Here is a 20868-nt window from a genome sequence, read left to right on the forward strand (position 1 = left end):
GTCGTCGGCGGCGACGGCAGATCTTGACGCGGCGGTAACACCCCCGGCGCCGGTGGGCTAGGCTCATCGGCTGGTGCGCCGGGAAGTCTGGTCGGCAACAGGAGACAGCTCTGATCTCCGCGCGGTTTCGCCGTGCGGCGTCCCGTGTTGCCAGGAGGCCTTCGTGCTCGCCAGCAGTCCCACCGCCATGCCCTCCGCCACGGACCGGCCGCGGGTTCGGGTGGCGCGCTGATGCGCGGCAGGGTGTTCCGGTCGGCGGACTGGCGGCGCGAGCGGCTGCGGACCAACCTGTGGCTGGTCCCGGCGATCCAGGCGCTGCTGGCCGTGCTGCTCTTCGCGGCCACCACCGCGCTGGACCGGGCCGCCTACGACGGGCGGTTCAAGCTGGCCACCTGGGTGCTGAGCGGCACGGCCGACGGCGCCCGGCAGATCCTCACCACGATCGCGGCGGCCATCATCACCGTGGTCGGCCTGGTCTTCTCGATCACCATCGTGGCGCTCACCCTGGCCTCCACCCAGTTCGGCCCCCGGATGCTGCGCAACTTCATCCGGGACCGGGGCACCCAGCTGGCGCTCGGCGCGTTCGTCGCCACCTTCTGCTACAGCGTGCTGGTGCTGGTGGTGATCAGCCCCGGGCCGCACGGCGACTTCGTCCCGCACCTGTCGATCACCATCGCGCTCGGCCTGACCGGGCTCGATCTCGCGGTGCTGATCTACTTCATCAACCACATCGCCACCATGATCCAACTGCCGCAGGTGATCGCCGCCATCGCCGCCGACCTGGCCCGCGCGATAGAGGCCCAGGGCGGCGAGGACCAGCCGGCTCCCGTGCGCGGCGACTGCGGCCTCGACCGGGAGCGGCTGCTCGCCCTGGTCACCTCCCGCGGCGCGGCGATCCCGACCGCGGCCAGCGGCTACCTGCAGTACATCAGCCACCAGCACCTGCTGCGGATCGCCACCGAGGCCGACGTGGTGATCCACCTGCCGCACCGGCCGGGGCACTTCCTGGTCCAGGGCCACCCGCTGATGGTGGTCTGGCCGGCCGAGCACGCCGAGCGGGTGGCCCGCGAGCTGCGCCGCGGCCAGATCACCGGCCCCTACCGCACGCTCACCCAGGACATCTCGTTCGGCGTCGACCAGCTGGTGGAGATCGCCATCCGGGCCCTGTCGCCCGCCGTCAACGACACCTTCACCGCTCTGACCTGCATCGACTGGCTCAGCGACTGCCTGTGCCGGATCGACCAGAGCTGGCACCCGCAGCGCGTGCACCGCGACCGCAGCGGCCGGATCCGGCTGATCGCCTACCAGGCGGACTACGACCGGCTGGTCCAGCGCGCCTTCGAGAAGATCCGCCAGTGCTCCGGCGCGATGCCGGCCGTGATGATCCGTCAACTGGACGCGCTGAGCAAGGTGATGGAGCAGACCGCGCGGCCCGAGCGGCGTGCGGTGCTGCTGGAGCAGGGCGCGATGATCTGGCGGCTCTGCGAGGCGACGGTGCCCGAGCCGGCGGACCGGGCGGACGTGCAACGGCGGTACGAGGCACTGCGCGTGGCGGCCGGGCCGGTCGATCAGAGTGACAACACGGCCAGGGTGAGGGCGGTCAGGACGATGGCCGCACCAGCGCCCAGGAAGCCGTACTCGACGGCGCGCCGCTCCCGCCCCTGGACCAGCACCAGGCGAGGGTCCGCCGGGTCGTAGCGGACCGGCACCTCGGGGCCGCCGCGCAGCTCGACGGGGGAGAAGACCTCCATCACCAGCCCCTCCCGGGTGGCGAACTGCAGCAGTGGACGGCCCTCGGGCCGGCGCTTGACCAGGGCCGTGGCCGCTATCCCGGTCTGCCGCAGTCGCCGGTTCTGGGCCAGCCCGGCGGCCCCGGCGAGGTAGGCGAGCACGCCGCCGAACAGCAGGTTGAACGCGAGCAGTGCGAACACGGCCACCATCCCCTCGGGCCGACGCTGACGACTCCCTCCACGGTAGCGCCGCGCACCGCGCCTCGACAGGGCGTGGCGCGCGGCGCTCGGCCGCCCGGCTCGGCGGGGTCAGGTCGGGCATCGACCACGGCGCCGCGCGGCTGGAGCGCCAGCTGACGCTGTACCTCCCGTCCCGCGTGCCGGGGTGCGTTAGCGGGGGTCGGCACGGCAGGCTAAGGACTGTTCACCGTCATCACGCCTCCTCGACCGTGTCACCGTTCCGGACCAGCGACTGGAGTCACCTGAATGAGCGTGCAGAAGTCAGCCGACATCGGCGTCACCGGCCTGGCCGTCATGGGCCGCAACCTGGCGCGGAACTTCGCCCGGCACGGCCACCGGGTCGCGCTGCACAACCGCAGCACCGCGCGCACCACCGCGTTGATGGCCGAGTTCGGTCACGAGGGTGCGTTCGTCCCGAACGAGACGATGGAGCAGTTCGTCGCCGCGCTGGTACGCCCCCGACGGATCGTCATCATGGTCAAGGCCGGTGAGCCCACCGACGCGGTGATCGACGAGCTGGTCCCGCTGCTCGAACCGGGCGACATCGTGGTGGACGGCGGCAATGCGCACTTCCTGGACACCCGGCGGCGCGAGGCCGCGCTGCGCGAGCACGGTCTGCACTTCGTCGGCACCGGGATCTCCGGCGGCGAGGAGGGCGCGCTGGAGGGCCCGAGCATCATGCCCGGCGGCACCGCCGAGGCCTACAAGTCGCTCGGACCGCTGCTGGAGTCGATCTCCGCCAAGGTGGACGGGCAGCCCTGCTGCACCCACGTCGGCCCCGACGGCGCCGGACACTTCGTCAAGATGGTGCACAACGGCATCGAATATGCCGACATGCAGCTGATCGCCGAGGCCTACGACCTGCTGCGGCACGGCGGTGGCCGCCAGCCCGCCGAGATCGCCAAGATCTTCCGGTCCTGGAACGAGGGCCGCCTGGAGTCCTACCTGGTCGAGATCACCGCCGAGGTGCTCGGCCACACCGACGCCGCCACCGGGCAGCCGTTCGTCGACATCGTCCAGGACCGGGCCGAGCAGAAGGGCACCGGGCGCTGGACCGTGCAGACCGCGCTCGAACTCGGCGTGCCGGTCAGCGGCATCGCCGAGGCCGTCTTCGCCCGCTCGCTCTCCGGCAGCACGGCGCTGCGCGAGGCGGCCCGCGACCTGCCGGGGCCGACCGAGACCTGGCTGGACAGCGCGGCGGCCGACACCTTCGCGGCCGACGTGGAGAAGGCGCTGTACGCCTCGAAGATCGTCGCCTACGCGCAGGGCTTCAACCAGATCCAGGCCGGCAGCGCCGAATACGGCTGGCAGATCGCCCCCGGCGCGATGGCCTCGATCTGGCGCGGCGGCTGCATCATCCGGGCCCGGTTCCTGAACCGGATCACGGCCGCCTACCAGGCGGATCCGCAACTGCCCACGCTGCTCGCCGACGAGTACTTCAGGGAGGCGCTCGGCGACGCCCAGGCGGCCTGGCGCCGGGTGGTCTCGACCGCGGCCCAACTCGGCGTGCCAGTACCCGGGTTCGCCACCGCGCTGGCCTACTACGACTCGCTGCGGGCCGGCCGGCTGCCGGCCGCGCTGATCCAGGGCCAGCGCGACTTCTTCGGCGCGCACACCTACCGTCGCACCGACCGGGAGGGCGTCTTCCACACGCTCTGGGCCGGGGACCGCAGCGAGCAGGAGCACTGACCGACCGTGACCACCGAGCACGACACCGCGGGGGCGGCCCAGACCGGGCCGGCCCCGCGGCCGCAAGCCGTCCGAGACCCGCTGACCGAAGCCGCGCTCTTCCTGGTGCTCACGGTGCGCCCCGGCGGCGAGCCGGCCGTCCGCGAGCTGCTGCCCGAACTGGCGCCGCTGCGCCGCTCGGTGGGCTTCCGGCGACCGCAGGCGCGGCTGAGCTGCGTGGCCGGGATCGGCTCTCAGCTCTGGGACCGCCTCTTCGCCGGCCCCCGCCCCGCCGAACTGCACCCCTTCCGCGAGCTGCGCGGTCCCGCGCACACCGCCCCCGCCACCCCCGGCGACCTGCTGCTGCATCTGCGCGCCGAGCACCAGGACGCCTGCTTCGAGCTGGCCGGGCAGCTGCTGGAGCGGCTCGCGGGCGCCACCGACGTGGTGGACGAGGTGGCCGGCTTCGGCTACTTCGACCGGCGCGACCTGCTCGGTTTCGTCGACGGCACCGAGAACCCGGAGGGCACCGAGGCCGACGCCGCCGCGCTGATCGGCGCGGCGGATCCCGCGTTCGCGGGCGGCAGTTACGTCATCGTCCAGAAGTACCTGCACGACCTGACGGCCTGGCAGGCGCTGCCGGTCGAGCAGCAGGAGTGCGCGGTGGGCCGCACCAAGCTCGCCGACGTCGAACTGCCCGCCGCCGAGCAGCCGGCCGACTCGCACGTGGCGCTCACCAGTCTGGACCCGGCCCCGGACGGTACCGAGCGGCAGATCCTGCGGCTGAACATGCCGTTCGGCTCGTACGCGAGCGGTGAGTTCGGCACCTACTTCATCGGCTACTGCCGCACGCCCGCGGTGACCGAGGAGATGCTGGAGAACATGTTCCTCGGGCGGCCGCCGGCGACCCATGACCGGCTGCTCGACTTCTCCACCGCGGTGACCGGGGGGTTGTTCTTCGTCCCGGCCGCCGACCTGCTGGACGACCCGCCCGCGCCCGCGCCGGCCGCTGGCGTGACCGACAGCGTCAGCACCGGCAGTGTCAGCACCGGCAGCTTCAAGACCGACAGCTTCAAGACCGGCAGTCTCGAGATCGGCAGCCTGAAGAGGAGTACCACCCCATGAACAACCTGCACCGCGAGCTGGCCCCGGTCTCCGCCGAGGCCTGGGCGGAGATCGAGGAGGAGGCCCGGCGCACCTTCACCCTGCACCTGGCCGGGCGCCGGGTGGTCGACCTGGCCGGACCGGCCGGTCCCGGGCTGGCGGCGGTCGGCAACGGCCACCGGAGCGAGATCGCCGCGCTGGTGCCGGGGACCGAGGCGTACGCGCGCCAGTCGCGCCCGGTGGTCGAGCTGCGGGCGCCGTTCACCCTGAGCCGGGAGGCCGTCGACGCCGTGGAGCGCGGCGCCAAGGACTCCGACTGGCAGCCGGTCAAGGACGCCGCCCGCACCATCGCGCTGGCCGAGGACACCGCGATCTTCGACGGCTGGTCGGCCGCCGGCATCACCGGGGTGCGCGCCGGTTCGCAGAACCCGTCGCTCTCGCTGCCCGCCGAGGTGGTCGACTACCCGGACGCGGTCAGCCGGGCGCTCAGCACGCTGCGGCTGGCCGGCGTGGACGGCCCCTACTCGCTGCTGCTCGGCGCCGACGCCTACACGGCGGTGAACGAGACCTCCAACCACGGCTACCCGGTGCGCCAGCACCTGGCCCGGGTGGTCACCGGCGAGATCATCTGGGCGCCGGCGCTGAAGGGCGCGGTGGTGCTCTCCACCCGAGGCGGTGACTTCGAGCTGTACCTGGGCCAGGACCTCTCGATCGGCTACCTCGGCCACGACGCCGACTCGGTGCGGCTCTACCTGCAGGAGTCGCTGACCTTCGCGCTCTACTCGCCGGAGGCCGCGGTCACCTTCACCGACCTGCCCGCCGGTTTCGCCGCCGCGTCCAAGGGCTGACGGGCAGGTGCTTGACGGACCGTCAGAAACGCCGTAGGTCGACCAGAGCGAGGGTGGCGTCGAGTTGGGAGTGGCGAGGCGTCGGGAGCTCGGCCGGGGCGAACCAGCCGAGCGCGTCGAACTTGTGCGGCTCGCCGATCGCCACCGCCGCCGGGTCGACCCGCACCGCGCAGACCACCGCGACCCAGTGCGAGTCGACCGGCTCGCCGCGCAGCACGTTCCGCACTCCGAGCACGCTGATCGCCAGCGCCTCGGTCGCGTACTCCTCGCGCACCTCGCGGGTCACCGCCGCCTCGAAGCTCTCGCCGAACTCCAGCGCGCCCGCCCCGCAGTCCCAGCGCCCCGGTTCGTCGCGCGCCCCGGCCGCCCGCCGGGCGAGCAGCAGCCGCCCGGCGCCGTCGTGGCAGACGAAGACGCAGGAGACGCCGATCCGCTTCTGCTGATCACCCATCAGAAGTGCTCGCCGAGCTCGGTGAAGGCGGCCAGCTGCAGCACCCCGGTGTCGTGCGGGTCGAGCTCGACGTCGTTCTCCAGCACCCAGGTGTGCTGGTGCGGGATGAACACCGCGTTCAGCCCGGCCCGCCGGGCGGGCACGATGTCGGACTTCGGCGAGTTGCCGATCATCCAACTGCGCTCCGGCACGAGCCCGTGCTGTTCGGCCAGCCGCCGGTAGGCCGCAACATCCTTCTCCGGCACGATGTGCACCGCCCGGAACCGCCCCGCCAGCCCCGAGGCCTCGATCTTGGCCTGCTGCTCGGCGCGGTCGCCCTTGGTCAGCAGCAGCAACTCATGCCGCTCGGCGAGCGCGCCCAGCGTCTCGGCCACGCCCGGGATCAGCTCCACCTCGGCGCTGCTGACCGTGGCGGCCAGCGCCTCGCAGCGCGCCCGCTCGGCCGGGCTGGCAGGATGCCCGTGCAGCCGCTCGAAGCACTCGCCGAGACTGCGCAGGAAGACCTGCGACCCGTACCCGTGGACGGCCGCGTTCGCCGCCTCGATCGCGTCCAGCACCGAGCGGGCGGCGGCCCGGTCGGGTGCGGGCGGGACCACCTCGTCCAGGAAGGCCTCGATCGCCCGCTCGAAGCGGATGTTGTTCTCCCAGAGCGTGTCGGACACCGTACGTGGGACGGGCGCGCGGGAGCAGCCCGTTTTCCGGCGGTGGGGGAGCGGACCCTTGGTCCTGTCGTCAAACCCCCTTCGTTCGCCCGGGCGCCGCTCCTTGACGGGCAAAGGTTGCCTGACGCGGCGCTAGGGCCTGTACGGCGGATCTTTCCGGGCCCGCGACGCCGGGCATCCCGGCTGGACGCACGCCCGAATCGCCCAAGTACGTCCAGTACGAGGACGACTCGGGCGCACGCCCAGCCGGGCGCCCAACGCCGCGGGCTCATCCGAAAAGATCCGCCGTACAGGCCCTAGTGCAGGCCCGCGCGCAGGTTGGTGATCCGGGTGATGGCTGCGGTGAAGTCGGCCCGGTCCAGGCGGCCGGTGGTGAGGGCGTCGGCGAGGGCGGTGGTGGCGTCCTGGCCCTGGGTGGGGTTCTGGGCGGAGCAGAGCAGCAGGTCCATGCCCGCCAGGGCGGCGGAGACGGCCCGTCGGCCGGTGGTGCCGTAGGGGTGCAGGGCGCCGGCTTCGAGGGCGTCGGTGACGGTCACGCCGTGGAAGCCGAGGCGGTCGCGCAGTTCGCCGCCGACCACGGTCGGTGACAGGCCGGCCGGGTGGTCCGGGTCGAGCGCGGGGTAGACGGCCCAGGAGACCATCACCAGGTCGACCCCGGCGGCGATCGCGGCGGGGTAGGGGGTCTCGTCGGCCTCGGCCAGCCGGGTCCGCGAGGCGGCCAGGGTGGCCGGCCCGCTGTCCGTGTCGGCGCCGGCGGGTGCGGTGCCCAGGCCCGGGAAGTGCTTGGCGGTCGCGGCCACCCCGGCCTGCCGCTGGGCACTGATGAAGGCGGCGCCGAGCGCGGCCACGGCCGTCGGGTCATGGCTGTAGGAGCGCTGGGTGGCGTCGATGAAGTCGCCGTCCTGGGCGTAGACGTCCAGTACCGGGGCGAGGTTGACGTTCAGGCCGGCGGCGGCGAGGTTCCGGGCGGCGGCGGTGCCGGCCGCGCGCGCGGCCGCCAGCGGCTCCGCCGACTGGCCGACGGCGCGTGCCGACAGCTCCGGCGCCCCGGGCAACCGTCGGATCCGGCCGCCCTCCTGATCGGTCATCAGCAGCAGCGGCAGCCGGATCGGGCTCTGCTGCTGCGCTTGGCGCAACGCCTCGACCGAGCTGTGGAACGCCTCGGGGTCGGCGGTGTTGGACTCGAAGAAGATCACCCCGGCGGCCCGCCCGGAGCGCACGGCGGTGAGCAGCGACTCCGGCACGGTGGGACCGGGGTAGGAATAGACGACGCGTTGGCCGGCCAGCTGATCGGAGGTCAGGGTGGGTGCGGCGGTCGAGGTCAGCGAGGCGGGCGGGGCGAGCGAGGGTGCGGCGGAGGGCGACCCGGCGGGGGACGGCTTGGTGGCGGAGGGTGACCCGGCGGAGGCGGCGGAGGGTCCGGCCGCCGTCGCGCGCGGCGGCGCGGCCGGGGCGCAGCCGCTCAGCAGCAGCGCGAGCGTGCCGAGCAGCCAGCGGCGGGGTGGTTCCATGACGTGATGTCCTTCGGGTGGGCCGACTCGTCTGTTCGAGCATCGCTCACCAGAGCGGACAAGGCGCGCAAGGCCGGACAAACGTCTTCGTGTCGGGCCACCCGAGCGCACCGACCGGCGGGCCGTCAGTGCGGCGGCGGCCCGCCAGGGCGCCGATGACGGTGGGTCCCGGAGCGAACACGCTCCGGGACCCACCGTCATCCCGTTGCACCCAGGTCAGCTCACCGGGCCGCCCCAGGCCTCCCGGAAGGGCGAGACCGCAGAGGAGCGGGCCTGTGGCAGCGGTACCGCGTGCAGGCACTGGTGCTGGTGCCCCGCGTCGGCATCGAGCAGGCTGGCCACGCCGCCTGCGTCGATGGTGACCTCGAAATCCCCGGAGCTGTCGGTATAGACGGCATGACCGGCCGTGGTCCTCGGTGTCCAGTGCACCACGACCACGGTGGTGGGCCCGTGCCGACCGGCCTGGCCTGGCAGGGAGACTGCATAGCGCTGGACGGGTTCCACGATCGGACCTCCTCAAGACCGGCGAACCGGGTGGCCCGGACCGCCGTCCGGGCCGATCCCTCAGCGTCTGCCCAACAATCCGCCGTTCAATCCCATTTTGGCATGGCCACTACGCCGCAGATCAGATCATCACAACAAAATACGGTCGATTTCGTCGTGGCCACACCGAGGTCGGCGCGGCGAATCGGATCGCTAGCCGGGAAAGGCGTAGACCGTGCTCGCCTGGGCGGCCGGCTCCTGCTCGCCCTCGGCGGTCAGAACGACCTCGGTGAAGGCGAGGCGGCGGCCCAGCTTGGTCACCCGGGCCGCCACCAGGACGTCCGCCCCGACGACGGCGCGCTGGAAGCTGGTCGACTGCTGGATCGTGGTCATCGGGCCGAAGCCGCCGAGCGCCGCCGACAGCGCGATCACGGTCGCGGTGTCCGCCGCCGCCATCAGCGCCTGCCCGGACAGCCCGCCGCCCTCCCGGGCCAGCTCGGGCGACCAGGGCAGCCGCAGCAGCGCCGAGCGCTCGCCGGTCTCGACCACCTGGAGCCGGAGCGCCCGTACCCAGGGCGCGAAGTTGTCGGCGAGGATCTGGTCCGCTTCGGCACAGGTGAGAGGCATGGCGCCAGTCTCCAGGAACGGCCGCCTCGCGACCAGGAGCTGACAGCCCGTCGCTTCTGTCGTACGGTCGGTCGTTGTGATCCTCGATCAGGCGCGGGTGAATCGGATCTACCTGCCCGAGACCTATGCCGAGGGGGTGCCGTACGAGCTGTTCGCGCAGTTGCGCGCGGCGGCGCCGGTCTGCTGGGTCGAGGAGCCCCGAGTGGGCAACTGGCCCGCCGGGCCCGGGTACTGGGCGGTGCTGCGGCATGCCGATGTCAAACACGTGCTGCGCACGCCGGAGTTGTTCTCCTCACACCTGGGCGCGACCCAGCTCCGGGACCCGGACTCCCCGGCAGAGCTGGAGTTCGCCCGCACGATGATGCTCAACCAGGATCCACCGGACCATTCCCGGCTGCGCCGCATCGCCGCGGGGGCTTTCACGCCGCGTGCGCTGGGCGAGTTGGCCAGCGCCGTCGAGCGTCATGCGGCCGAACTGGTGGGCTCGGTCCGGGAGCACGGTGCGGCGGACTTCGTGCAGTTGGCGGCGGACCTGCCGGCGCGGACGCTGGCCGGGATCATGGGCGTTCCGGAGCAGGACCGGCAGTTGCTGGTGGACTGGGCGAACCGGGTGATCGGCTACCAGGACGCCGACTACGCCCACTCCAGCACGGCCGATCCGGGTCGGCTGACCGCCCTCGGCCGCGCCGCGCTCGCCCGTCGCCCCAGCACCGCCCCGAGCACGCCGGACGGCAGGCCCGTCAACCCGCGCTCGCGCGCCGCCCTGGCCGACATGTTCGCCTACGCCCACGCGCTGGCCGAACGACCCCGTCCCGGCAGCGTGCTCGCCCGGATGAGGGACGGCGGACTGAGTACGGAGGAGTTCGAGACCGCGTTCTTCCTCTTCGCGGTCGCCGGAAACGAGACGGTACGCAATTCCTTGCCGGGCGGTCTGTACACGCTGCTCAGCCACCCAGCTCAGTACCGACTGCTGGTGGAGCGACCCGAGTTGATCGGCTCGGCGGTCGAGGAGATGCTGCGGTTCTGGCCGCCGGTGCTGCATTTTCGGCGCACCGCCACCCGGGACCTCGAGCTGGCGGGTGTGCGGATCCGGCGCGGTGAGAAGGTGGTCGTCCACCACGCGGCCGCGAATCGCGACGAGACCGTTTTTCCGGTCCCCGACCGTTTCGACATCACGCGAACGCCGAACGACCATGTCAGTTTCGGCTATGGCCCGCATTTCTGTATCGGGGCGCAACTGGCTCGAATCCAGCTGAGGGCGATGCTTCAGCGGGTCATCGCCGAGTTGCCCGGCCTGGAAGCGGTCCCCGGCGCCTCACCCACCCGCCTCGTATCGAACTTCCAGAACGGGCTCAAGCAACTGCCGATCCAGTGGCGGCAGGACCGCTGACCACTGACCCTGGCGCATCACCGACAGACCCGCACCCGCAGCGGATTCTGCGGCCATTCGGTTGATTCTGCGCTGCCGAAAATTCTCTTCCCCCAGAGGGGCCGGACCGTTGCTGCCATCGTGATCGGCATCGGCCTGATGCATCGCCCGTGATGCATCGGCATCGGCATCGGCTTCGAGAGCGACTTCCGGAAGGTGTGGACATGCAGGCACCCCCCACCGGCAGCACCACCAGGCGCCCACCGCAGCAGTCCGGCCCCGAAAGGCGGGTGCCGCAGCCGTACCTGCTGCCGCCCAGCGTGGGCAGCGCGTGGTGGGTCTGGGGCCTGGCGGGAGCGTTCTTCATCGTCTACGCGACGCTGTCCGTGCGGATCCATCAGCGGATCCTCTCCAACAGCTATGACCTGGGCATTTTCGAACAGGTGGTCCGCTCCTACGCGGACGGGCACCTGCCGGTCTCCGAGCTGAAGGCGCCCGGCTTCCCCGTGCTGGGGGACCACTTCTCGCCCGTGCTGGCCTTGGTGGCCCCGTTCTACTGGGTCTGGCGCACCCCGGTGACGCTGCTCGTGGTGCAGGCCGCGCTGGTCACCGCCGGCATGCTGCCGCTGACCTTCTGGGCCCGGCGCGCGCTGGGCTCGGGGCCCGCCGCGGTGATCGCCACCTGCTACGGCCTGTCCTGGGGGGTCGCCAGCGCGATCGGTTTCGACTTCCACGAGGTGGCCTTCGCCGTCCCGCTGCTGGCCCTCTCGCTGGCCGCGCTCGGCGACGGCAGGCTGCGCGCCGCCGCGTACTGGGCGCTGCCGCTGCTGCTCGTGAAGGAGGACCTCGGGCTCACGGTGGCGGCCATCGGTCTGGTGATCGCCCGGCGGGGGAGCCGGAGGCTGGGGCTCGGCACGGCCGCGGCCGGTGCGGCCGGGTCGCTGCTGGCCGTCCTGGTGGTCCTGCCGGCCTTCAACCCGAGCGGGGACTTCGCCTACTGGTCGTACCTCGGCGGCCCGGGCGGCGGCTCAGGCGGCGGGTCGGGCGACGGCGCGAGCGCGGGCACCGTGCTGGCGGGCCTGCTGTACAAGGGCACGGTCGGGTTGGTCACCCCCGAGGCCAAGGCGACGACGCTGGTGCTGGTGCTGGCCCCCACGCTCTTCCTGGCGTTGCGTTCCTCGCTGGTGTGGGTCGCGGTGCCGACGCTGGTATGGCGGTTCGTCTCGACCAACTCGGTCCACTGGGGCACCGCTTACCACTACTCGCTGGTGCTGATGCCGATCGTCTTCGCCGCCTTCGTCGAGGCGCTGGCGGCCCGGCGCGCGCAGGAGGGCAGCGTGCGGCGATACCTGCTGGGCGCGGCGGCGGTCTGCCTGCTGCTGGTGCCGCAGTTCCCCTTCTGGCAACTGGTCCAGCCGGCCACCTGGCGGACCGACCCCCGGCTCGCCGTCGCCCACCGGCTGATGGACCGCATCCCGGACGGCGCCACGGTCCAGGCCTCCACCCTGCTGGTGCCCCAGCTCACCAACCGCACCACCGTCGCCCTCTTCGGCTGGGAACCCAGCCGGCCCGACCCGCAGTGGATCCTGGTGGACACCTGGACACCGTGGAACAAGCGCTGGCCGCTGACCACCGAGATCGAGCAGAACCGGCTCAACTGGCACCGCGCGCACGGGTACCGCGACGTCGCCGACGAGGACGGCTACGTGCTGCTCACCCGGACCGGCTGAACGGCTCGAACACGGGCGCGACCGGTAATACCGGTGCGACGGGCAACACCGGTGCGACGGGCAACACCGGTGCCGCCGGACCGTGCGCGGACTTGTCCAACGTCATCCACGGCTCGATCCTCTACACCGCTGCGGTCAAGAGTGGCCACATCGACCTCGGCAGCGCGAAGACGAGCAGCCCGACGACCGGCGTCGCCTGGACGACCACCCAGGCGTTCCCCGCCGGCGCCGCCCCCGCCTGCGGGGTGACCATCGCGGACATGGGCAACCACATCTTCGTGGAGGGGAGCGACACCAACGGCGTGATCTACGGCACCACCTGCGACTTCGCCACAGCCGACAACAGCACCCCGGTGGCCTGCCCGAACGCGTGGACCGCGATCACCGCCCAGCCGAACGCCCCACGGCGCTCCGGCGCCCCGCCCTTCGGCGTGGCGGTGCAGCACCGCCCCGGCCCCGCGCAGCAGACGCGGTCGATCAAGGTGATCTGGGAGCCGTACGTCCGCCGTACCTCCTGACCCACCCCTGATCCGCCCTCAGCCGCCTGCCCCCGGCCACCGCGCCGGGGGCAGGCGTCGTGGTGGCCGGGGGCTACCTGCGGCCGCCGCCCCGCTTCGGCTTCTTCTTGCCGCTCCTGCGCCGCTGCTCCTTGGCGGCCAGCGCGGCCCGGCGTTCCTGCTCCTTGACCATCAGCTGGTGCATCTCCTCGGCGGCCGGGCTGAGCACGATCGGGGTGTTCTCGTCCTCGTCCTCGGGGATCAGGCCCTTGGCGCGCAGCTGCTGGTCGTGCACCCTGAACGGCGGCTGCAGGCTGCGGTCCGAGGGGCGCGGGCCCTCGGGGCCGTCCGGGCCGATCCGGACCAGCCGCTCGACCCGGACCACCCGAAGGTGGCGTCCGGCGACCTCCAGATCGTTCGTCCGGTTGTCGTCGAGCCACTGGGCGGCTCGCGCGTACTCCTCGCGCTGGGCCCGGTCGAGCCGGCGCCGCACCGGGTCCACCACGCGCAGCCCGAAGGCGATCGAGTCGCGCGCGTCCTGGGGTGACGTGGCGACCGCCGGCAGGCTCGGCTGCCAGCCGAAGGTGGTCCGTTCGGCGACCATGAAGACGGCCGGCAGCAGCACCCCGCCGGGATGGGTGTGCGCGGCCCGGATGCCGTCCTCCTGCACGTCCCGGTCGACCGGGTCCACCGGGTGGACCAGGCCGAGCAGTTCGAACTTCAGGATTCCCTCGGAGAGCCCGGTGACCGAGACCGGGTCGAGCACGAAACCGTCGGCCGGGTCGCGCTCCTTGTGCGACAGGCCCGCCGGGGAGGGATCGGGGTCGGTGGGGCGTGGCGGCTCGGGGCCGTCCGGACCGGTCCGGATGAACCGCTCGCACCGCACCACCCGGTAGCGGGTGCCGTGCACCGTCAGCTCGTCGATCACTTCCCAGTCCAGCCGCTCCGCCGCGGTGAGCAAGGCCTGGCGCCGCTCCTCGTCGCCGGGCTCCTCGGCCTCCTGTGCCTGGCGGCGGAAGACGGCCGCCATGGAGTCCCGGGCGTCCTGCGGGTCGGGGTTGCCGAAGTGCGGTTCGAGCCGCCAGCCGCCCTCCTCCCGCTCGCGCGCGATGCCGAACGCGGGCCCGTCGGCGCCGCGCAACTCCGGGTACGGATCCCTGGCCCGCCAGGCTTCCAGGTCGGCCAGGACAGCCACGGGGGCGTCCGGCGGCGACATCCGGATGGTCCGGTAGGCGGGGACGTGCTCTGCGTCTTCCGTCATGGCGACAGCATGGCGGCGGCCGGTCGGCCGTTGCGGTCCGCCGGAAAGCGGTTCAGTCGAAAGTGGGTCCCTGGGCCGTGATCCGCTACTCGGCGGAGCCGGTGTGGTACGCGGGCGTCAGTGCCGGGGACTCCTCGCCGCGCGGTGCCGGCGGCAGGCGGACCGGCTGCTCCGCCGCGGCCCGCCGACGACGGCGCACCCGCAGCGCGAGCAGGGCCGCGCCGACCGCTCCGGCGAGCACGGCCGCGCCGGCCAGGTCGACGGAGCGCGGCAGGTGCTCGGCCGAGGCGCCGACGAAGTAGCCGAGCGCGACATTGCCCAACCCCCAGGCGAGCGAGGCGGCCGCGCTGAAGCCGAGGAAACGGCGGTAGGGCATCCGCGCGGCGCCGGCCGCGAACGGGACGAAGGAGCGGACGAACCCGATGAAGCGCCCGGTGAACACCGCGGGTCCGCCGTGCTCGCGCAGGTAGCCGCCCGCGCGGGCGACCCGGCCGCCGGGACGCAGCAGGCGGGAGCGGCGCTTGGCGGCGACCCGGGGGCCCAGCTGGCGGCCGAGCAGGTAGCCGATGCTGTCGCCGACGACGCCCCCGGCGATCACGACAGCGGCCAGCGGCAGCGCGGCGAGCATGCCGTGTGCGGCCAGCGCGGCGGCGAACAGGATCAGCGTCTCGCTGGGCAGCACCACGCCGATGAAGGCACTGGTCTCGGCGGCGGTGAGGACGAAGACCAGGGCGTACGCCCAGACGCCGGCGGCCTGGACCATGGTGGTCAACGAGCCCATCGCCGCGCCTGCTCTCTCCCGATCGCCCCGATCCCCTCCAGCCGCAACGCGCGAAACGGACGGTCTGTTCCGGTCCAGTGCACCTGGTTTCCGGTCAGCGACCGGTTCCGGCCACCGGGCCTTGATACGGGCTGCTCGCCCGGGGCTTCTCGCGCCTCGACGATTATGTCATCATCGGATGACATCAGTTGATGACTTACAGGAGGGCGCGTCCATGGCGACGTTCACCACGACTTCGCCGACCCCACCGGCCATGCCGCTGCTCCGTCAGCGGGCACTCGTGCCGGTGCTGGTCTTTCTCGGCATGGTGGTGGCCGTGATCAGCAGCCTCGGCGCGCCGCTGGTCCCGACCATCGCCACCATCGACCACGTCTCGCTCGCCGACGCGCAGTGGTCGCTGACCATCACCATGCTGGTCGGCGCCGTCGCCACCCCGGTGCTCGGCCGCCTGGGCGACGGACCGCGGCGGCGCTCGGTGACCCTGGGCGCCGCCGCCGTGGTGGTGCTCGGCAGCGTGCTGGCCGCGCTGCCGCTGGGCTTCGGCTGGCTGGTGGTCGGGCGCGGGCTGCAGGGCATCGGACTCGGCCTGACCCCGCTCGCCATCGCCACCGCCCGTGACAGCCTGCCCGCCGACCGCTCGCGCTCGGCGGTCGCGCTGCTCTCGATCACCGCCGTGGCGGGCGTCGGCCTCGGCTACCCGCTCACCGGCCTGATCGCCGAGTCCTTCGGCATCCACGCCGGCTTCTGGTTCGGTGCCGTGATCAGCGGCCTCGCCCTGCTGCTCGCCGCCCTGGTGCTGCCCCCCACCACGCACCGCACCGCCCGTCCGCTGGACGCGCTGGGCGCCGTGCTGCTCGGACTGGCGCTGACCGGACTGCTGCTGGTGCTCAGCGAAGGCGAGAACTGGGGCTGGGCCAGTGGCCGGCTCTGGGCGGTGGCGGCGGGCGCGGTGCTGCTGCTCGCCTGCTGGATCTGGCACGAGCTGCGCACCGAGCACCCGTTGGTGGAGCTGCGCACGCTGACCCACCGGGTGGTGCTGACTGCCGACGTGGCGGGGCTGGTCGCCGGCGTCGGGATGTACCTGCTGATGTCGCTGGTGATCCGCTACGTGCAGACCCCGACCGCCACCGGCTACGGCCTCGGCGAGTCGGTGGTGGTCGCGGGCCTGGTGCTGCTTCCGTTCTCGGCGGTCAGCGTGCTCTCCAGCAAGGTGGTCCCGGTGCTGGCCAGGCGCACCTCCACCGCGCTGGTGCTGCCGTTGGGCTGCGCGGTCTCGCTGGTCTCGGTGCTCTTCTTCCTCTTCGCCCGCGGTCAGCTCTGGGAGCTGCTGGTGGTGATGGGCATCGCCGGGCTCGGCGTCGGCTGCACGTTCGCGGTGATGCCCGGACTGATCGTCAGCTCGGTGCCCGCCCGGGAAGTCGGCAGTGCCGTCAGTTTCAACCAGGTGCTGCGTTACGTCGGCTACTCCACCGGCAGTGCGCTCTGCGGCGCGGTGCTGCAGGCCCACACCGCCCCCGGGCAGTTGCTGCCCACCAATGACGGCTACCGGTTCGCCGCGCTGATCAGTTGTGCGGTGTGGGTGGTGGCCGGGGTGGTTACCATCGTGCTGCCACGGCGCGGCGCCGTGGCGGTGGACCGCGCCACGGTGGACGAGGAGCTGATGGTGGACGAGAGCATCGCCGATATCGCGCCCGGTGAGGACGAGGTGCCCGTCGTCCAGGCCCGGACCGAGCGGTGACCGCGGCCGCCGCCGGCGCGACCGCTGACGGGCCGTCGGCCGCCGGGGCGGGGCCCGCGCCCGCTCGCCGCCGGGACGCCGCCCGCAGCCGCGAACTGCTGATCGAGGCTGCCGTGGAGCTGTTCGCCGACCGCGGGTTCGAGCGCACCACCACCCGGGAGATCGGCGAGCGCGCGGGTGTCGACCCGGCGCTGATCGCCCGCTACTTCGGGGGCAAGACGCAGCTGTACCTGGCCGCCGTGCGGCTCGAACTGGGCGACGCCACCCCGGCCGACCTGCTAGACAACGACCGGCTGCGGATCCTGCTGGAGCGCTTCGACCGGCGCGGCCCGGGGCCGTCCTTCCAGGCCGCGGTGCTGCCGGGCGACAGCAGCGAGGTCCAGCAGGCCGCCCGTGACTACCTCGACGAGCGGCTGGTGCGGCCACTGCAGGACCGGTTCGCCGAGGAGGGCGCGGACCGGCCGCGGCTGCGGGCCGAGTTGGCGGCGGCCGCCTTCGCCGGGGTGGTGCTGGCCCGCTCCAGCGGCGCCTTCGCCGAACTGGCCGCGGTGCCGACGGAGCAGCTGCAGCCGCTGCTGCGCGAGCTGCTGGCGGCGGCCAGCCCGGCGAACTGACGGGGCGCCGGGACTAGGGCTGGCCCCCGATCGCCGGTCGGTCTCAGTCGAGGGCCGCGCCGCCGCCGGCCTTTACGGCGTTGACCGCGGCCTGGTGCAGGTCGCGGGCCATCAGCTCGTCGGTCACCGTCTTCGGGCTGCCCTGCAGGGTGAACCAGTCCAGGGCGTCCGTGTACTGGACGGTGAGGATCGCCTCGGTGCCCGTCCAGGTGGTGTGCACGCTCAGGTCACCGGTGAGCTTGGCGCCCTCCGCGGTGAGCACACCGCCCGGACCCGAGCGCACGTTCTTGGTGGTCCAGGCCGCCCAGCAAGCCGCTTCCTCAGCCATTGCGTTCTCTCCACTCCGGGGGATAGCGCGGGGGATCGCGCGCTGCGCCGAGGGTGGCAGCCGGTGCCGCCCTCGCGATCTGACAACCAGTCACATCCTAGCCACAGCAGCCTGCCCGCGCTGCCGGGCCCCGACTCGGAAGTGACCTCAGAAATGCAGATCGATCACTTCGAAGGCGGCGGCGAACCGGGACCCGAGCCGGGTGCCGGTGGCCCGGCCCATCGACTCCAGGAAGCCGCGGGCGTCCGCCATCTGTCCACCCAGGCCCGCCAGGTAGGCCGCGTGGGCCTCCAGAGAGGCTACCCCGGCCTCGAAGGCGTCGGTGGTGTCCACGCCGTGCCCGGATTGTGGAGAACCGGCAGCCCAGACCTGGCGCACGCCGTCCCACGGCTGGTGGCCCTCGGCGGTCAGTTCACGGAAGACCCAGCGGTTGCCCGCGTCCCGCACCGCGTCCAGGGTGGCCCGCCCGGCGGCGATGTGGTCGGCCTGGTTCGGGACGACCCCGCCGTAGGTCTCCCGGAAGTTGGTGGTGATCACGATCTCCGGGCGGTGCCGGCGCACCAGCCGGGCCAGGTCGCGACGGAGCGGCAGCCCGTACTCGACCGTGCCGTCGGGGTGGCGCAGGAACTCCACGGTGTCCACGCCGACCAGCGCGGCCGAGGCGAGCTGCTCCGCCTCGCGCAGCGGCCCGCACTGCGCCGGGTCGATCGAGTCGATGCCGGCCTCGCCGCTGGTGACCATGGCGTAGACGACGGTCTTGCCCTGCCCCGTCCAGCGGGCCACGGCGGCCGCCGCGCCGTACTCCATGTCGTCGGGGTGGGCCACCACGGCCAGGGCGCGCTCCCAGTCCTCGTCGAGCGGCGCCAGCGGGGTGAGGTTCTCGTCGGTCACGGTGCGACTCCCAGCCGGTCAGGGTGCGGTGAGTTGTGCACGGCCATCGTATGCCTTGACGAGCATATAACTGGAGAGGCATGCTGACGTCGTGACGTCGCTCTTCGAGGTGCTCGCCGAGCCGCGCCGCCGCCGGATACTCGAGCTGGTGCGCGGCGGCGAGTGGTCGGTCGGCGAACTGGCGCAGGCCCTGGCGGCCAGCCAACCGGCGGTCTCCAAGCACCTGCGGGTGCTGCGCGAGGCCGGCCTGGTCGAGGTGCGGGTGGCCGAGCAGCGCCGGCTCTACCGGCTGCGGGCCGAACCGCTGCGCGAGCTGGAGCAGTGGCTGGCGCCGTACCGGGAGCTCTGGAGCGAGAGCCTGGACCGGCTCGAACGTCAACTGGACGCGATGGACGACGATCCCGCGGTCGAACGGCGACGCGCTGGGCCGCGGACGGAGAACGGGAGCATGCCATGACCGACCTCGGAACCCTGGAACCGGCCGGCGACCGCTGGCGGCTGCGGTTCAGCCGCGACCTCGCGCACCCACCGGAGCGGGTCTGGCGGGCGCTCACCGAGCCCGAGCAACTGGCGGCCTGGTTCCCGCAGCGGATCACCGGCGACTGGGCGGTCGGCGCCACGCTGACCTTCACCGATCCGCTGGACCGGGCACCCGCCTTCCACGGCACGGTGCTCGCGTACACCCCGCCCGCGGTACTGGAGTTCGAATGGGGCACCGACGTGATCCGCCTGGAGCTGACCGAACGGGCCGGCGGCAGCACCCTGGTGCTGCTCGACACCCTGGACGAGCGCGGGAAGGCGGCCCGCGACGGGGCGGGCTGGCACCAGTGCCTGGACCTGCTGGCGCGGCAGCTGGCGGGGGCCGTGGACGACCGGCCGCCGGGCCCCGGGTGGGCCGCGCTGCACGCCGGGTACGTCGCGGCGCTCGGGCCCGAGGCAGCCGCCATCGGTGTGCCCGAGGAGTACCGGCCGAGCTGACGCCCCGTCGGCCGGAGCGCGCGTCAGACCGGGTCTCCCGGCTGGTCAGGCGGGTTGCATAGAGTGGCTGCGGCAGAACGACGAGAGCACGGCAACGGCCCGGAGGCATCGATGAGCACCCGCCCGGCGACGGGTGCCGGTTCGCAGGGTGGGCCGCAGGCGGCGCAGCCCTGGAACCGGCAGCGGCTGCGCAGCAACAACGAGTGGCTGCTGCTGGAGCGGTTGCGCTCCGCGGGCCCGCTGTCGCGGGCCCAACTGGCCAGGGACACCGGGCTGTCCAAGCCCACCGTCTCGGCCGCGCTGGCGATGCTGGAGCGCGCCGGGCTGGCCCGCGAGGCGGGGCTGCTGGCGCCCGAGCGCGGCCGGATCGCGGTGCTCTACGAGCCCGATCCGCAGGCCGGCCACGTGCTCGGGGTGGACATCGGGCGGGCCCGGCTGCGGGTGGCGGTGGCGGACCTGAACGGCCGGATCCTGGCCCGCCGCGACGTGCCCAACCGCGGCCGCAGCGCCAACGCCGTGGCGGACGCGGTGGTGGCCGCCGCGCGCGAGGCCACCGAGCAGGCCGGCCTGCGCCCGGGTGACGTGGTGCACGCGGCGATCGGCTCGCCGGGCGTCTGGGACGAGTCGCAGCGCCGGGTCCACTACGCCGGCAACCTGCCGGGCTGGGGCCGGCGCGGGCTCTTCGAGCGGCTGGCGGCGGGGTTGGAGACCAGGATCAGCCTGCACAACGACGCCAATCTCGCCGCGCTCGGCGAGTACGCCGACGGCGCGGGCGCGGGCAGCAAGGTCTTCGTCTACCTGCTGATCGGCACCGGCCTGGGCATGGGTGTGGTGGTCGGCGGCGAGTTGCAGCCGGGCGCCAGCGGCGCGGCCGGAGAGATAGGGCTGCTGCCGCTGATGGGCGGGCGGCAGACCCTGGAGGGCACGGCCGCGGCCGAGTCGGTGGTGCGCTCGGCACGGGAACTGGGCCTGGGCGGGAGCCTGACCGCCAAGCGGGTCTTCGAGGCGGCCCGCGCCGGCGATCCGGCCGCGCGCGCCGCCGTGCTCCGCGAGGCCCGGCAACTCGCCTACGCGGTCGCGGTGGTGGCCGCCGTGCTCGATCCGGACCTGGTGGTGCTCGGCGGCGGTCTGGGCAACGGGGCCGACCTGCTGATCGACCCGCTGGAGGAGGAGTTGCACCGCCTCAGCCCGCTGCGGCCGCGCCTGGCGGCGAGCCTGCTGGGGGATGAGGCGGTGCTGCGCGGCGCGCTGGCCACCGCCCTGCTGGGCGCCCGCGCGGAGGTCTTCGAGCGGCGGACGGCGGCGGTGGGGTAGGGCCCTTCGACGGGTCTCGTGACGGGCTCGTCCCGAGGCTCTG

At 73.2% G+C, this 20868-nt stretch carries 21 protein-coding genes and 1 pseudogene; 12 read left to right on the forward strand and 10 right to left on the reverse strand.

From position 1 onward, the window contains the following. Positions 1-231: 231 nt before the first annotated feature. A pseudogene (locus ABH937_RS30695) lies at positions 232-1395 on the forward strand (DUF2254 domain-containing protein); the annotation flags it as partial. Between the two features lie 173 nt (positions 1396-1568). Here ABH937_RS30695 and ABH937_RS30700 read toward each other — a convergent pair. Then, positions 1569-1931, reverse strand: coding sequence for a DUF3592 domain-containing protein (locus ABH937_RS30700; RefSeq protein WP_280693598.1), 363 nt, complete (start codon positions 1929-1931; stop codon positions 1569-1571). Positions 1932-2216: 285 nt separating this feature from the next. Between ABH937_RS30700 and gndA the strand changes: the two genes are divergently transcribed. From gndA to ABH937_RS30715, 3 genes are read left to right on the forward strand one after another with little or no spacing between them, the layout of a single operon-like run. After that, complete coding sequence (gene gndA, locus ABH937_RS30705; protein WP_370220129.1) at positions 2217-3659, forward strand: NADP-dependent phosphogluconate dehydrogenase; 1443 nt, start codon at positions 2217-2219, stop codon at positions 3657-3659. A gap of 6 nt (positions 3660-3665) precedes the next feature. Beyond that, the gene (locus ABH937_RS30710; RefSeq protein WP_370220130.1) at positions 3666-4763 is read left to right on the forward strand and encodes a Dyp-type peroxidase; all 1098 of its coding nucleotides are present in this window, start codon (positions 3666-3668) and stop codon (positions 4761-4763) included. Next, positions 4760-5590, forward strand: coding sequence for a family 1 encapsulin nanocompartment shell protein (locus tag ABH937_RS30715; RefSeq protein WP_280693600.1), 831 nt, complete (start codon positions 4760-4762; stop codon positions 5588-5590). The genes ABH937_RS30710 and ABH937_RS30715 overlap by 4 nt, the downstream gene beginning before the upstream one ends. A 22-nt stretch (positions 5591-5612) precedes the next feature. Here the strand turns inward: ABH937_RS30715 and ABH937_RS30720 are convergent, their stop codons facing one another. From ABH937_RS30720 to ABH937_RS30740, 5 genes are all read right to left on the reverse strand, one after another. Further along, positions 5613-6041 carry an NUDIX domain-containing protein gene (locus tag ABH937_RS30720; protein ID WP_370220131.1) on the reverse strand — a complete coding sequence of 143 codons (429 nt, stop codon included), beginning with the start codon at positions 6039-6041 and terminating at the stop codon, positions 5613-5615. Next, positions 6041-6703, reverse strand: coding sequence for an HAD family hydrolase (locus ABH937_RS30725; protein ID WP_370220132.1), 663 nt, complete (start codon positions 6701-6703; stop codon positions 6041-6043). Before ABH937_RS30725 ends, ABH937_RS30720 begins: the two co-directional genes overlap by 1 nt. 296 nt (positions 6704-6999) lie before the next feature. After that, positions 7000-8214, reverse strand: a complete 1215-nt coding sequence (locus ABH937_RS30730) for a glycoside hydrolase family 3 N-terminal domain-containing protein (RefSeq protein WP_370220133.1) — start codon at positions 8212-8214, stop codon at positions 7000-7002. 216 nt (positions 8215-8430) lie between these two features. Further along, the gene (locus ABH937_RS30735) at positions 8431-8718 is read right to left on the reverse strand and encodes a DUF6296 family protein (protein ID WP_280693604.1); all 288 of its coding nucleotides are present in this window, start codon (positions 8716-8718) and stop codon (positions 8431-8433) included. A 192-nt stretch (positions 8719-8910) separates the two neighbouring features. After that, the gene (locus tag ABH937_RS30740; protein WP_280693605.1) at positions 8911-9324 is read right to left on the reverse strand and encodes a PaaI family thioesterase; all 414 of its coding nucleotides are present in this window, start codon (positions 9322-9324) and stop codon (positions 8911-8913) included. A gap of 76 nt (positions 9325-9400) precedes the next feature. Between ABH937_RS30740 and ABH937_RS30745 the strand changes: the two genes are divergently transcribed. From ABH937_RS30745 to ABH937_RS30755, 3 genes are all read left to right on the forward strand, one after another. After that, positions 9401-10714 carry a cytochrome P450 gene (locus ABH937_RS30745; RefSeq protein WP_370220134.1) on the forward strand — a complete coding sequence of 438 codons (1314 nt, stop codon included), beginning with the start codon at positions 9401-9403 and terminating at the stop codon, positions 10712-10714. Positions 10715-10917: 203 nt separating this feature from the next. Then, positions 10918-12423 carry a DUF2079 domain-containing protein gene (locus tag ABH937_RS30750; RefSeq protein WP_280693607.1) on the forward strand — a complete coding sequence of 502 codons (1506 nt, stop codon included), beginning with the start codon at positions 10918-10920 and terminating at the stop codon, positions 12421-12423. Between the two features lie 92 nt (positions 12424-12515). Further along, positions 12516-12941, forward strand: coding sequence for a hypothetical protein (locus ABH937_RS30755; RefSeq protein WP_280693608.1), 426 nt, complete (start codon positions 12516-12518; stop codon positions 12939-12941). Positions 12942-13014: 73 nt separating this feature from the next. Here ABH937_RS30755 and ABH937_RS30760 read toward each other — a convergent pair whose 3' ends face one another. Together ABH937_RS30760 and ABH937_RS30765 are read right to left on the reverse strand one after the other, a co-directional pair. Then, positions 13015-14181, reverse strand: a complete 1167-nt coding sequence (locus ABH937_RS30760) for a DUF5954 family protein (protein ID WP_370220135.1) — start codon at positions 14179-14181, stop codon at positions 13015-13017. 85 nt (positions 14182-14266) lie between these two features. After that, positions 14267-14962 carry a DedA family protein gene (locus ABH937_RS30765; protein WP_370220136.1) on the reverse strand — a complete coding sequence of 232 codons (696 nt, stop codon included), beginning with the start codon at positions 14960-14962 and terminating at the stop codon, positions 14267-14269. Between the two features lie 214 nt (positions 14963-15176). Between ABH937_RS30765 and ABH937_RS30770 the strand changes: the two genes are divergently transcribed. Then, positions 15177-16700, forward strand: coding sequence for an MFS transporter (locus ABH937_RS30770; protein WP_370220137.1), 1524 nt, complete (start codon positions 15177-15179; stop codon positions 16698-16700). Continuing rightward, on the forward strand, positions 16697-17314 hold the full coding sequence (locus ABH937_RS30775) for a helix-turn-helix domain-containing protein (RefSeq protein WP_280693612.1): 618 nt from the start codon (positions 16697-16699) through the stop codon (positions 17312-17314). Before ABH937_RS30770 ends, ABH937_RS30775 begins: the two co-directional genes overlap by 4 nt. A gap of 43 nt (positions 17315-17357) precedes the next feature. Here the strand turns inward: ABH937_RS30775 and ABH937_RS30780 are convergent, their stop codons facing one another. Then, positions 17358-17642: a hypothetical protein gene (locus tag ABH937_RS30780; protein WP_280693613.1), complete on the reverse strand. Its 285-nt coding sequence runs from the start codon at positions 17640-17642 to the stop codon at positions 17358-17360. 147 nt (positions 17643-17789) lie between these two features. Next, positions 17790-18533: a PIG-L deacetylase family protein gene (locus ABH937_RS30785; protein WP_370220138.1), complete on the reverse strand. Its 744-nt coding sequence runs from the start codon at positions 18531-18533 to the stop codon at positions 17790-17792. 91 nt (positions 18534-18624) lie between these two features. On the opposite strand from ABH937_RS30785, the gene ABH937_RS30790 reads away from it, so the two are divergent. From ABH937_RS30790 to ABH937_RS30800, 3 genes are all read left to right on the forward strand, one after another. Then, on the forward strand, positions 18625-18990 hold the full coding sequence (locus ABH937_RS30790; protein WP_280693615.1) for a metalloregulator ArsR/SmtB family transcription factor: 366 nt from the start codon (positions 18625-18627) through the stop codon (positions 18988-18990). After that, positions 18987-19511, forward strand: coding sequence for an SRPBCC family protein (locus ABH937_RS30795; RefSeq protein ID WP_370220139.1), 525 nt, complete (start codon positions 18987-18989; stop codon positions 19509-19511). Before ABH937_RS30790 ends, ABH937_RS30795 begins: the two co-directional genes overlap by 4 nt. A 111-nt stretch (positions 19512-19622) precedes the next feature. Beyond that, on the forward strand, positions 19623-20825 hold the full coding sequence (locus tag ABH937_RS30800) for an ROK family transcriptional regulator (RefSeq protein ID WP_280693617.1): 1203 nt from the start codon (positions 19623-19625) through the stop codon (positions 20823-20825). Positions 20826-20868 lie beyond the last annotated feature (43 nt).

The sequence above is a fragment of the Kitasatospora sp. GAS1066B genome (assembly GCF_041262605.1).
GTDB lineage: Bacteria > Actinomycetota > Actinomycetes > Streptomycetales > Streptomycetaceae > Kitasatospora.